Origin of the sequence: Variovorax sp. PMC12, from assembly GCF_003019815.1 — a bacterium.
Taxonomy (GTDB): domain Bacteria; phylum Pseudomonadota; class Gammaproteobacteria; order Burkholderiales; family Burkholderiaceae_C; genus Variovorax.
Genome location: NZ_CP027773.1, coordinates 4,093,269 through 4,105,792 on the forward strand (window position 1 = coordinate 4,093,269; position 12,524 = coordinate 4,105,792).

General features: G+C 67.6%; 9 protein-coding genes. 5 read left to right on the plus strand and 4 right to left on the minus strand.

Going from position 1 to position 12,524, the window contains the following annotated elements:
- Window positions 1-122 precede the first annotated feature (122 nt).
- The gene (gene creC / locus C4F17_RS18935) at window positions 123-1,574 is read left to right on the plus strand and encodes a two-component system sensor histidine kinase CreC (protein WP_106936274.1); all 1,452 of its coding nucleotides are present in this window, start codon (window positions 123-125) and stop codon (window positions 1,572-1,574) included.
- Between the two features lie 4 nt (window positions 1,575-1,578).
- On the opposite strand, the gene C4F17_RS18940 is transcribed toward creC, so the two are convergent.
- From C4F17_RS18940 to creD, 4 genes are all read right to left on the minus strand, one after another.
- Complete coding sequence (locus C4F17_RS18940) at window positions 1,579-2,184, minus strand: hypothetical protein (protein ID WP_106936275.1); 606 nt, start codon at window positions 2,182-2,184, stop codon at window positions 1,579-1,581.
- A gap of 85 nt (window positions 2,185-2,269) precedes the next feature.
- On the minus strand, window positions 2,270-4,669 hold the full coding sequence (locus C4F17_RS18945) for a penicillin-binding protein 1A (RefSeq protein WP_106936276.1): 2,400 nt from the start codon (window positions 4,667-4,669) through the stop codon (window positions 2,270-2,272).
- Window positions 4,670-4,689: 20 nt separating this feature from the next.
- Window positions 4,690-5,982, minus strand: a complete 1,293-nt coding sequence (locus C4F17_RS18950; protein WP_106936277.1) for a glycoside hydrolase family 3 N-terminal domain-containing protein — start codon at window positions 5,980-5,982, stop codon at window positions 4,690-4,692.
- Window positions 5,979-7,445, minus strand: a complete 1,467-nt coding sequence (gene creD / locus C4F17_RS18955) for a cell envelope integrity protein CreD (protein WP_106936278.1) — start codon at window positions 7,443-7,445, stop codon at window positions 5,979-5,981. The genes C4F17_RS18950 and creD overlap by 4 nt, the downstream gene beginning before the upstream one ends.
- Window positions 7,446-7,651: 206 nt before the next feature.
- Here creD and C4F17_RS18960 point away from each other — a divergent pair, with 206 nt between their 5' ends.
- The 4 genes from C4F17_RS18960 to C4F17_RS18975 all read left to right on the plus strand — a co-directional run bounded on the left by C4F17_RS18960 (window position 7,652) and on the right by C4F17_RS18975 (window position 12,520).
- A complete protein-coding gene (locus C4F17_RS18960) occupies window positions 7,652-9,724 on the plus strand; it encodes a VIT and vWA domain-containing protein (RefSeq protein ID WP_106937611.1) in 2,073 nt (690 codons plus the stop codon).
- 36 nt (window positions 9,725-9,760) lie between these two features.
- Window positions 9,761-10,690 (plus strand): exosortase Q, encoded by a 930-nt coding sequence (gene xrtQ / locus C4F17_RS18965; RefSeq protein WP_106936279.1) that lies wholly within the window; start codon window positions 9,761-9,763, stop codon window positions 10,688-10,690.
- Window positions 10,671-11,240, plus strand: a complete 570-nt coding sequence (locus tag C4F17_RS18970; protein ID WP_106936280.1) for a hypothetical protein — start codon at window positions 10,671-10,673, stop codon at window positions 11,238-11,240. The genes xrtQ and C4F17_RS18970 overlap by 20 nt, the downstream gene beginning before the upstream one ends.
- A gap of 134 nt (window positions 11,241-11,374) precedes the next feature.
- Window positions 11,375-12,520, plus strand: a complete 1,146-nt coding sequence (locus C4F17_RS18975; protein ID WP_234382195.1) for a biosynthetic peptidoglycan transglycosylase — start codon at window positions 11,375-11,377, stop codon at window positions 12,518-12,520.
- Window positions 12,521-12,524: the final 4 nt, after the last annotated feature.

The following is a 12,524-nucleotide window of genomic DNA, read 5'->3' on the forward strand; positions in this document are numbered from 1 at the left end:
CCGAGCTTGGGATGCCTTTTCGCGGAATACCGCGGAACCGGCTTTGCCGGGCCGCTGGTATTGCCCCCGGCGAGGGGGTTGGCGGCCACACGAAGTGGGCAAGCCTGGGGGAGTGCCAAGTCGTGACCAGGCGCACGCGGATATTCATCGGCATCCTGCTGATCTATACGGCGGGCATCGCCTTCCTGCTGTACCGCGTGGTCTCGGACATCGACCCGCGCTACCGCGAGTCGGCCGAGGAATCGCTGGTCGAGACCTCGCAGCTGCTGGCCAGCCTGGTCGAGCAGGACGTGATCGCCGGCGCCATCAACACCGCGCGCCTCGAGCCGCTGTTCCGCACCGCCTATGCGCGCGAGTTCTCGGCGCAGATCTACAACCTGCACAAGAGCCAGGTCGAGTTGCGCGTGTACGTGACCGACCGCAACGGCCGCGTGATGTTCGATTCGCTCGGCAGGCATCTCGGCGCCGACTATTCGCAATGGATGGACGTGAGCCGCACGCTGGCCGGCCTGTACGGCGCGCGCACTTCGCGCGACGTCGACGGCGATCCGCGCACCTCGGTCATGTACGTCGGCGCGCCGATCCGCTGGAACAACGAGATCGTCGGCATGGTCAGCGTCGGCAAGCCGGTGCAGAGCTTCGGCCAGTTCGTGGAAGACGCGCGGGCGCGCACGCTGTGGGTGGGCGTGGGCTCGGGGCTCGCGCTGCTGCTGCTGGCGCTGATCGTGTCGGTATGGCTGGTGCGGCCCTTCGGGCTGATCCGCGACTACTGGACCTGGGTGCGCGCGCAGCGCACCCTGAGCCTGTCGCGCATGGTGCGCCGAGCCATCGACGGCGTGCGCAGCGGCTTCAGCGAAATGCGCGACGCATTGACGGGACGCAGCTACGTGGCCGACTACGTGCAGACCTTCACGCATGAAGTGAAAAGCCCGCTCTCGGCCATTCGCGGTGCGGCCGAGCTGCTGCAGGAACCGTCGATGCCGCATGCCGAGCGCGAACGCTTCCTGGTGAACATCGAGCGCGAGACGCAGCGCATCCAGGAAATCGTCGACCGCATGATGGAGCTCACCGCCCTCGAGACACGGCGCGTGCTCGACCGCACCGAGCCGGTCGCGCTGGCTTCGCTGATCGACGACATCGCCATCAGCGCCCAGCCCGCGGCGGCCAAGCGGAACATCAGGCTGCTGGTGAACATCCGCAACGAAGCCAGCACGGAAGGCGACCCGTTCTTGCTGCGCCGCGCGATCAGCAACCTGCTGGACAACGCAATCGATTTTTCACCGCGCGACAGCGAGGTGCTGCTCACGCTGGAGACCACCTCCGGGCTCGCGCGCGTGAGCGTGCGGGACCACGGACCGGGCATTCCGGACTACGCGCAGGAAAAAGTCTTCCAGAAGTTCTATTCGCTGGCCAGGCCGCACAGCAAGAAGAAAAGCACCGGGCTCGGGCTGGCGTTCGTGAAGGAAATCGCGACCTTGCACCGCGGGCGCATCGAGCTGGGCAACGCGTCGCGCGGCGGTGCGGTGGCGACGCTCACGCTGCCGTTGCTGTCACATCCGGGGCGGAGTCATTGAGCGGTCATAGGCCGGTCAATGCGCGGTAGGCACTGCGCGTCTCCGGACTCACCGCATCGAGCAGTTGCTCATACGAGGTCTGGTGCCGCGCCAGCATGCGCGCCGAAGCCACGGTCTTCGACTTGCAGTACCAGTGGCAGGTGTGCTGCATCAGGAACAGCTCGGCCGACATGGTGAAGGCCTTGGACTTGGGCGTGCGGTTCGACTCGTTGCGCATCACGCCGGCAATGCCGCGCGCGTGGATCAGCAGGGCCTGGCGGAAGTCGAAGCTCGCGGCCGGGAAGATGGTGGTGGCCATCGGGATTCCCACTGGCAGCTTGCTCATGCGCGTGAGTGGTTCGGGCAGGCGCGAAAACTCGGCGGCGAAGCTGTCGAACTGGCCCGCGAGCTTTTCCTCGGTGGAGTCGAGCAGGCTCCAGATCTGCTGGCGGCGTTCGGCGTCGTCCTCGCCGAGGCAGCGCAGGTAGCCCGACGTGAGGCTCTCCATCAGCTTTTCGATCTGGTAGCGGCCGAGGTGGCTGCCCAGCAGTGCGATGCGCTGTCGCTGGTCTCTGGACTTGAGGATGTAGAAGCCGGCGGCAATGAGTGCCACCAGAGTAAGAATTTCCATGGATGCGGGGGAATAAGGGAAAAAGGCGGGAAGCAGCACCGAGTGTAGGCACCGCCATCCCGCCTTTGTTTCTTGCGGCAACGCGCTAGCGGAAGAAATCGAGGATCTTGTTGCGTTCTTCTGGCGGCGGCGGTGCGCCGATGGGCGCGCTCGTGAGTTCCTCCACCGGCGGCGGCGCCTCGGTGCTGTCCAGGCCCAGGCTGGCGACGTTGTGGCCCGGCGTGAAGTCGTCGAAATACAGCTCGCCGTCGATGCGCACCACGCCCGGCGGTTCGGCCGGCTGCGTCACTGGCACGCCCTGCAGCGCCGTCTGCATGTAGCCGGTCCAGATCGGCAGGCTCAGGCTGCCGCCGGTTTCGCCGCGCACGCCGAGCTGCCGCGGCGTGTCGTAGCCGACCCAGGCCACGCCGACCATGGTCGGCTGGAAGCCCGCGAACCAGGTGTCGAAGGAGTCGTTGGTGGTGCCGGTCTTGCCGTAGAGGTCGTCGCGCTTGAGCGTCTGGTAGGCCTTGAAGCCGGTGCCGTTGCGCACCACGCTCTGCAGCAGCGAACTCATGATGAAGGCGTTGCGCTGCGGAATGGCACGGCGCGATTCGTCGAGCACCGGCGGCTCGGTCTCCATCAGGACCTTGCCCTTCATGTCGGTCACCTTGGTCACGAGGTACGGGTTGACGCGGTAGCCGCCGTTGGCGAACACCGAGTAGCCCACCGCCATCTGCATCGGCGTGACCGAGCCTGCGCCCAGGCCCATGGGCAGGTTGGCGGGCTGCTTGTCCTTGTCGAAGCCGAACTTGGTGACCCAGTCTTGCGCGTAGGGTGCGCCGATGGACTGCAGCACGCGCAGCGTCACCAGGTTCTTCGACTTCATGAGCGCGGTGCGCAGCGGCATCGGGCCGTCGTAGGTGCCTTCGAAGTTCTTCGGCTCCCACGGCTGGCCGCCGTTGGCGCTGGCGTCGAAGTACAGCGGCGCGTCGTTCACCACGGTGGCGGGCGTGAAGCCTTTCTCGAGCGCGGCCGAATAGATGAAGGGCTTGAAGCTCGAGCCCGGCTGGCGCCAGGCCTGGGTCACGTGGTTGAACTTGTTCTTGCCGAAATCGAAGCCGCCGACCAGTGCCTTGATGGCGCCCGAGCGCGGGTCCATGCCGATGAAGGCCGCCTCGACCTCGGGCAGCTGCGTGATCTCCCAGGTGTTCTTCGGCGTCTTCGCGACGCGGATCACCGCGCCGCGGCGGATCTTGATGTTCGGCGGCGCCTTGGCCGCGAGGCCCGACTGCGCGGGCTTCAGGCCCTCACCGGTGATCTGGATGGTTTCGCCGTTGGCGCGCACGGCGCTGATTTCCTTCGGACTGGCATCGAGCACCACGGCCGCGATCACGTCGCCGTTGTCGGGGTGTTCGGCCAGCGCGTCGTCCACGGCCTCGTCGATTTCCTTCTGATCGGTTGGCAGATCGACGAACTTCTCGGGACCGCGATAGGCCTGGCGGCGCTCGTAGTCCATGACGCCCTTGCGCAGCGACTTGTAGGCTGCGGCCTGGTCGGCCGCGACCAGCGAGGTGTAGACCTTCAGGCCGCTGGTGTAGATGCTGTCGCCGTACTGCGCGTACATCATCTGCCGCACGGTCTCGGCCACGTACTCCGCATGCAGCCGGTTCGGGTCGGCGGCATCGCGCAGGTGCAGTTCTTCCTTCTTCGCGGCGGCCGCCTGCTCGGCGGTGATGAAGCCGGTTTCCTGCATGCGGTCGATCACATACAGCTGGCGCGCCCGCGCGCGGCGCGGGTTGGCCACGGGGTTGTTGGCGCCGGGCGCCTTCGGCAGGCCGGCCAGCATGGCGGCCTCGGCGATGGTCACGTCCTGCAGCGGCTTGCCGAAGTAGGTCTCGGCGGCGGCGGCGAAACCGTAGGCGCGGTTGCCCAGGTAAATCTGGTTCAGGTAGATCTCGAGGATCTGGTCCTTGGTGAGCTGCTGCTCGAGCCGCAGCGCCAGCAATATCTCGTAGGTCTTGCGGCTCATGGTCCGCTCGGAGCTCAGGTACACGTTGCGCGCGACCTGCATCGTGATGGTGGAGGCGCCCTGCTTGCGCCCGCCCTTCAGGCTGGCGACCGCCGCGCGCACGAAGCCCTTGTAGTCGACGCCGCCGTGGTCGTAGAAGCGCGCGTCTTCCACGGCGAGCACCGCGTCTTTCATGACCTTGGGAATGTCGGCGAACGGCGTGAGGTTGCGGCGCTCTTCACCGAACTCGCCGATCAGCTGGCCTTCGGTCGAGTACACGCGCAGCGGCAGCTTGGGGCGGTAGTCGGACAGTTCGGAGACATCTGGCAGCTTCGGATAGATGGCCACCACGGCCACGATGGCGGCGACCAGCACCACCAGCGCGCCGGAACCCACCACCACCGCGCCCCACTTGGCGATGCGTTTCCAGCGGCGGTTCGGATCGGCCGGCGCGGAACCGTCGTCGGGAGGGGTGGAGCTTGAGCGTTTGGACATAGAAAGGAATTACTGGCTGGCTAGCGAGAAGGTTGGAGCCGCCGCGCGTCGGCGCGTTCCGGCAAAAGGAGATCGGGTGCGCCGCGCTGCGCGGCCTGCAGCGCGCAGTGCATGGCGTCGAAGTACTTGTCGTGGTCGTAGGCGATCAGCAGCAGATCCACCCCGGCGCCGAGGGCGCGGACGGTGGCGTCGCACAGACCGCGGTTGTAGGCCGCGCCCATCGTGAGGTCGTCTGTGACGAGCAGGCCCTGGTAGCCCCACTCGCCCCGAATCACCTGCCGCACGATTCTGCGCGAGAAAGAGACCGGATGTTCCGCGTCGAGTTCCGGAAGGATCACATGGCCCAGCATGATCGCTGCGTCAGATTGTTTCGATACTTCTTGAAATGGTTTCCAGTCATGTGTTGCAAGCCGGGCCGCCGGCGTGTGCAGCACCGCGGCGAAATGGTGCGTGTCCTCGGTCACTCCGGCCAGGCCGGGGAAGTGCTTGAGCGTGCCGCGAATGCCAGCAGATTCAAGGCCTTGCTCGTAAGCGAGCGCCACCTGCGCGGTGATGGCAGGGTCGGCCGAAATGGCACGTTCGTCGATGCGGGTGTGAAGGTCCCATCGGCCCGGCGCGCGGCCCGGGCGCAGGTCGACCACCGGGCTGAAATTGAGTGTGATGCCTAAAGCAGCGAGCGCCCTGCCCTGCCGTGCGCCGTAAGCATGGGCGCGCTGCTTGAGTTCTTCATCGGACACGTCGGCGTCGAGCAGCGTGGCCAGCGCGGGTTGCGGTTCGACCAGCGGGGAGAGCCGAGAGACGGCGCCGCCCTCCTGGTCGGTCGCGACCACCAGCGGCGGCAGCCCGGCTTCGCGGCGCAGCGCCTGCAGGCCGGCGATTTCGTCGCGCAGGTCGGCGGCGTTGCGGCCCTTCACATTACGGCCGGTCACGAAAATGCCGCCGATCAGGCCCTTGCGGACGCGTTCGCGCAACTGCGCCGCATCGTCATAGCCGACGATGAAGCGCGCACCGAGCGCCTGCGCCACGGGGCCCGATGCGGCTTCGACCTCGGCCCGGTGCCGGCGCGACGCGGCTTCGTTGCCCAGGGCAGTGAGCAAGGCCGCGAAGGCCAGGCCCAGCGCCACGGGACGCAGCCTGCCCCGCGCGAACCGCCAAGCGACGGCGATACCCAAGGCGAGCGCGCCCAGCAGCAAACCCAGCTCCCACGCACGCATGAAACGCAGATGCGGATCCTTCAGGTGCCAAGCCCAGAACCACAGCACGGCCAGGAAAACCCAGCCCAGCGCGCCGGCGATGACCCGCAGCGCTCTCATGGCGTGTCGTCGGCACGGCGCGAAAGCGCATACCAGTCGACCTTGCGCGTGACCAGCATCAGCGCGGCCAGCATGCCGAAGATCAGCAATGCGCCGAGCAGCAGTGCATTGCTTTCCGATGCGAGCAGACCGTAGAGCGCACCGTACAGCAGCGCCACGAAAGCGCCGAACGACAACCCGCGCCGCCAGCCCGCCAGCACAGCGCTGAAATACACCGCCAGCAGCACGACGCTGGCTGCGGCGGCACCGGCGTAGGCCATCCAGAACGCGAACTTCTCCGACAGCGCGAGCAGCAGCAGGAAGAACAGCGCGATCGACAGGCCCACCAGGCCGTACTGGACCGGGTGCAGCCGCAGCTTGCGGAACAGCTCGAACATGAAAGCCGCCATCAGCACCATGCCGATGAAGAGCGCGCCGTACTTGCCCGCGCGCGTGCTCATCGAATAGACGTTGATCGGCTGCGCGAGCGAGACGTCGAAGGTCTGCAGCGGACTGATATTGCGGCGCGGCATGTTCATGCCGGCGACCGTGGCGTTCGCGCCGGCCACGTCCGCCGTGTTGCCGTCGGCGGGGCCGCCACGGCCCGAAAGACCGGAACGCACCTGCTCGCGCGCCGAGGTGACGAGCGACGACACACGCCAGTGCGCGTCGAAGCCTTGCGGCGTCACGCTGCGCTCGGCCGCGAGAAAGCGGCCTCCGAAGCTCGGATGGGCCCAGGGCGAGGTGAGATGCGCGGTCGTTTCCTCGGCAATGGGCGCAATGGCCAGGGTGTCCTGCCCGACGAGGCCGATCTTCATTTCGAAGGCGACCGGCGTGCCGGCCTGCCATGCGGCAAGCGCGGCACCGGTGACGGGTGCGTGGATGCCGTCGGCAAACCAGGCGTCGTCGGCCAGGCCGGGCACGCGCTGCCTGAAGCGAAGCGCCTCGCCGGCCATCACCACCGTGGGCGAGCCGTCGAGGCCGCGCAGGTCGCTCACGTTGAAGGCGATGAACGGGGCCTTGAACTCGATCTTCGAATCGGCTTCGCTGTGCGAGATGGCCTTCGGGTCGAAGGCCGCGAAGCCGCCGCCGAGCGTGGCGTTCAGCGTGTAGAACGGGATTTTGAAGATGCCGCGGTAGCGCTCCTGCGGCGCCATCGTGCCTTCGATGTGCAGCTTGTCGGGGAACACCACGTGGGCCATTTCCTTGCTGCGTGGCTCCTGGCCGATCACCTTGCCCTGCGCGTTGCGCAGCGGCTCCATCCAGCGCTCGACATAGGGCACCAGCAGCAGGGGGCCGACCACCGTCTGGCGGCCGGCGTAGGTGGCGGCAAGCTCGCGGCCCGCTTCGCGCTGGCTCTCGCCGCGCTCGCGGTTGATCGAGTCGATCTCCGCGAGCGGAATGCACAGCAGTAACAGCAGGAAGAACAGGCCGGCCACCTTGACCAGCATCGAACTCTGCAGGGCCTTCAACAACTGAAGCATTTTTTTCTCTCCTCGTCGGTATCGGTGAAGCGGCGATGCTCTCCGCGCGACCCGAAGGCCGTGTGAAGCACCTTGCGCGCTTGCCTTCACACAGACTTCACACAGCGGGAAACCGGCTTTTTCGACTTCAAAGAGCCTTCCAACTGGCTTCTCGCGCGGTGTCGACATTCAGTCCCGTGCAAGTTCGCACGGACAAGGACACCGCCATGAACGCCCCCACCACCCCACGCCCCGGCCGCTGGCTCTGGCTCGCCACCGTGAGCCTGGCGACCGTGGGCTTCGTCGCATTGAGCGCGCGCCCGGTGTATGCGCAGGAAGCGCCCGCCGGCCCGCGCCTGAAGACAGAGAGCCCGTATTTCTTCGTCAAGAGCGACGACCCCTCGGTCGACCGCCTGCCCCTGAAGGGCACCGAGGTGGCCGTGAAGATCTCGGGCGTGATCGCCGACGTGACGGTCACGCAGACCTATCGCAACGAAGGCACGCGCGCCATCGAGGCCAAGTATGTTTTCCCCGGTTCGACCAAGGCGGCAGTGAGCGGCCTCAACGTGCGGCTGGCCGACCGGCTCGTCACCGCGCAGATCCGCGAGAAGCAGCAGGCGCAGATCGAATACGACACCGCCAAGAAAGAAGGCAAGACCGCCGCGCTGCTGGAGCAGCACCTGCCCAACGTGTTCCAGATGAACGTCGCCAACATCATGCCGGGCGACGACGTGAAGGTGGAGCTGCGCTACACCGAACTGCTGGTGCCGCAGTCGGGCAACTACGAGTTCGTGTTCCCGACCGTGGTGGGTCCGCGCTACAACAGTCCGCAGTCGGCCAGCGCGCAGGCCAAGTGGGTGGCGCAGCCCACGCTCGCGCAAGGCGCGGCGAGCGGCACCAGCTTCAAGCTCAAGGCCAGCATCGACACGCCGATGGGCCTGAAGGAAATCCGCTCGACCACGCACACCGTCGACGTGAAGAAGAGCGACGAAGACAGGCACGCCGACGTGGTGCTCACCGCCGACGGCCGCCCCGCGGACAACCGCGACTTCGTGCTCGACTACCGCCTGGCCGGCGAAAAGATCGAATCGGGCCTGATGCTCTACAAGGGCCAGGGAGAGAACGCCGAGAACTTCTTCCTCGCGATGGTGGAGCCGCCCAAGGCCGTGGCCGCCAGCGCCATTTCGCCGCGCGACTACATCTTCGTGGTCGACATCTCGGGCTCCATGCACGGCTTTCCGCTCGACACCGCGAAGACGGTGCTCGAGCGCCTGATCGGCGGCCTGCGCCCGAGCGACACCTTCAACGTGCTGCTGTTCTCGGGCAGCAACAAGATGCTCTCGCCCAAGTCGGTGCCGGCCACGCGCGCCAACATCGAGCAGGCGCTGGCCACCATCCAGAACTACGGCGGCAGCGGCAGCACCGAGCTGATTCCGGCGCTCAAGCGCGTGTATGCCGAGCCGAAGGAAGACAAGGTGTCGCGCACCGTGGTGGTCGTGACCGACGGCTACGTGACGGTCGAGCGCGAAGCCTTCGAGCTGGTGCGCAAGAACCTGTCGAAGGCCAACGTGTTCGCCTTCGGCATCGGATCGTCGGTGAACCGCAGCCTGATGGAAGGCATTGCGCGCGCCGGCATGGGCGAGCCTTTCATCATCACCGACCCGATCCAGGCACCCGAGCAGGCGGCGCGTTTTCGCCGCATGGTCGAGTCGCCGGTGCTCACGAACGTGAAGGCGACCTTCGGCGGACTCGACGTGTACGACGTGGAGCCGCAGGCCCTGCCCGACGTGCTCGGCGAACGCCCGGTGATCGTGTTCGGCAAGTGGCGCGCGGATTCGAGCGGGCAGGCAAAAGGCCGCGTGATCATCGAAGGCCAGGGCGCCAGCGGCCCCTATCGGCAGGAAGTGCGCATCGACGAGCGCACCCGCCAGGACACGGCGGCGCTGCGCACGCTGTGGGCGCGCCACCGCATCCAGAGCCTGAGCGACCAGGAAACGCTGGAAGGCGGCACGGCCTTCAAGGACCGCATCACCGAACTGGGCCTGAAGTACAGCCTGCTCACCCAGTACACGAGCTTCATTGCCGTCGACAAGGTGGTGCGCAATGTGGCGCCGCAGAACAGCGTGGACGTGAACCAGCCCTTGCCCCTTCCGCAAGGCGTGAGCGAACTGGCGCTCGGCGCCGAGGTGCCGAGCACGCCCGAACCCGAGACGCTGGGCGCCATCGCGGTCGTGCTGTCGATGCTCGCCATGCTGCGCCGCCGGGCCCGCCGCAACGACGCGCGCCGCTTCACCGCCTGAACGCGCTGGACGCCTGAACCACCAAGAAAGAAAAGAATGTCTCTGGCAGCACTTGCCCATCGCCACCCGCGCATCGTCGACTGGGGCATCCTCATCGACCGCGCACCGGCCGCCGGCTGGCTCGGCCTTCAATGTCTGGCGCTGATGCCGACGTGGGCCTGGATGGTCCAGCGGATGCGCGACGGCTCCGACGATCCGCTGGGCCTGCTGGCGCTGGTCGCACTGGCCGCGCTGACCTGGAACAGCCGGCGCGAGCTGCGCGCCTCGCCGCGGCTGGGCTGGCTCGTGCTTGCCGGCGCGGGCACGGTGCTCGCGACCCTGCTGCGCACCGGGATAGGTGCGCTGCCCGCGCTGCCGCCGCTGGCGGCGGGTCTCGTAGCCGTGCTGGCGCTGGCCTGCGGGCTGCTGGCGTTCCTGCCGCGCAACGTGGGCAGGTTGCCGGTGGCGGGGCTCGCGGTGCTGGCGCTGCCGCTGCTGTCGTCGCTCCAGTTCTATGCGGGCTATCCGCTGCGGGTGGTCACGGCCGAGGCGAGCCGCTGGCTGCTCGCGCCCGGCTTCGAGGTGATGCGCGAAGGCACCAGCCTGATGGTCGACGGCCGCCTCGTGATCGTCGATGCGCCCTGCTCGGGCGTTCAGATGGTCTGGCTCGGCTACTTCACGGCCTGTGCCGTCGCACTTTGGGCGCGCCGCGGCGACCAGGCCTTCCTGCGCCGCCTGCCGATGGTCGGGCTGCTGGTGCTGGCCGGGAACATCGCGCGCAACAGCGTGCTGATCGCCTTCGAAGGCGCCGGCCATCCGCTGGCGGGCTGGGCGCACAACGCGCTGGGCCTGGCGGTGCTCGCCGTCGTGTGCGCCGCCATCGCCCGCCTGATGGTGCCGGAGCGCCACGTGGCCGAACCTGCCGGACAACCCATCCCGGGCCTGATCACCACCCAAGGAGGCCGCCGTGTCGACACCGTTCTTTGAGCGCTGGCTCGCCAACCATTTCATCAACCGCATCGGCCACAAGTCGGCCTTCGCGCTGGCGATGCTGCTGTGCATGCTGTGGTCGGCCGGCGCGGCATTGCGTGCGCCGGCCGAGCCGGCGGCCCTGGCCGCGTCGCACGAATGGCCCCGCCAGTGGGACGGCGTGCCGCTGCGCCCGCTGGCGCTGAGCGACGTGGAGCAGCGCTTCGCGGACAGCTTTCCGGGCGCCATCGGCCGCATGACCGACGGCACGCAGACCCTGGTGATGCGCGAGGTGAAGCAGCCCACGCGCATGCTGCATCCGGCGGCCGACTGTTACCGCGCGCTGGGCTACCGCATCGAGCAGGCCCGGCTGGAACGCGATGCGCAGGAGCGCCTGTGGCGCTGTTTTGTTGCGCAACGGCACGGCGCGCAAAAAATCCGTGTTTGCGAGCGCATCGTCGACGCCCGGGGCACGGCTTTCACAGACACTTCAAGCTGGTACTGGGCAGCGGCCAGCGGCCAATCGCATGGACCGTGGCAAGCTGTCACCGTGACCAGACCGATCTGAGAAACGAGCCTGTGAAGAAGACCCTGCGAATTGTGCTTTTCAGCCTGATGGCCCTTGTCATCACGGCGTGTGTTGCTATCTTTTTGATAGTCAAGCTGGCGCTTGCGCCGGCTGCCGGCGAATGGAGCACCACGGTGAAGGCCGGTCCGCTGAATTTCGAGATCGGCGTGCCCACCGCATTGCGCGTGGCCACCTCGCCGTGGTTTGCGCCCTACCTGGACGGGCGTTCGTTCGACACCCGCGCCGGCGCCGTGCGCTTTGCCTGGAAGCCGGCCGGGGAACTGCTCGAGATGCAATGCACGCCCTGCAGCGCCGAGGTGCCGGCGCTCGGCACCCAGCCGATCAGGGTCGAGCGGCTGGTGGCCACCGTCAAGCGCGACGGCAACACCCTCAGCGGCACCTTCGAAGCCACGCCCGAGAGCACCGACACGACCCGGTTGCACGGCCGCTGGGAAGGCAAGCTCTCGCCAAGGAATCTGCAGCTCAGCGCCAAAGTCGAAGACGCGCCCATCGCCCGCTGGTATGCGGTGCTGGTGCCCACGCTGCCCGAATTGCGCAGCGCGCGCATCGGCGGCACGCTGGCGCTGCACGGGCAACTGCAGCTGCCCGAGGCCACGTTCGCGGTGCAGCCGACCATCAGCCAGTTCACCGTCGAGGGACTCGGCACCGAGGCCATGCTCAATGCGCGCACCAGCTGCGGCCCGTCGGCCAGGCTGACCAACGACAGCTGGCTGGCGCGCGCGGTGGTAGCCGCCGAAGACCAGCGCTTCTTCACCCATGCCGGCTACGACCTGACCGAGATCCTCGCGTCGATCGACAACAACCAGAAGCCGGGCCAGACCAAGCGCGGCGGCAGCACCCTCACGCAGCAGCTGGCCAAGCTGCTGGTGACGGGCAGCGACCGCACCGCCGAACGCAAGCTGCGCGAGATGCTCTACGCGGTCGAGATGGAGCAGACGCTGGGCAAGGCCCGCATCCTGCAGCTCTACCTCGACAACGCGCCCTGGGGCGGCAGCATCTGCGGCGCCGAAGCCGCGGCGCGGCGCTACTTCAAGCGCAGCGCGCGCACGCTGGAGCCGGCGCAGGCCGTGTGGCTCGCGGCCATGCTGCACAAGCCGCAGGCCGTGCTCGAGCAGTGGCGGCGCGACGGCCACATCGACGCCGACCGCACCAAGTGGGTTGCCGAAAGCATCCGCGGCATCAGCCGGAACCAGCGCGAGGCACTGCTCAAGAGCGTGGCCGCGGCGAAGTTCACGGCGCCCGAGGCCGTCACGCAATGAACCT

Excerpts from the sequence above, each read along its gene's own strand:
- xrtQ (WP_106936279.1), top strand. The coding sequence starts at position 9,761 with ATGTCTCTGGCAGCACTTGCCCATCGCCACCCGCGCATCGTCGACTGG.
- C4F17_RS18945 (WP_106936276.1), bottom strand. The coding sequence starts at position 4,669 with ATGTCCAAACGCTCAAGCTCCACCCCTCCCGACGACGGTTCCGCGCCG.
- creD (WP_106936278.1), bottom strand. The coding sequence starts at position 7,445 with ATGCTTCAGTTGTTGAAGGCCCTGCAGAGTTCGATGCTGGTCAAGGTG.
- C4F17_RS18950 (WP_106936277.1), bottom strand. The coding sequence starts at position 5,982 with ATGAGAGCGCTGCGGGTCATCGCCGGCGCGCTGGGCTGGGTTTTCCTG.
- C4F17_RS18960 (WP_106937611.1), top strand. The coding sequence starts at position 7,652 with ATGAACGCCCCCACCACCCCACGCCCCGGCCGCTGGCTCTGGCTCGCC.
- C4F17_RS18940 (WP_106936275.1), bottom strand. The coding sequence starts at position 2,184 with ATGGAAATTCTTACTCTGGTGGCACTCATTGCCGCCGGCTTCTACATC.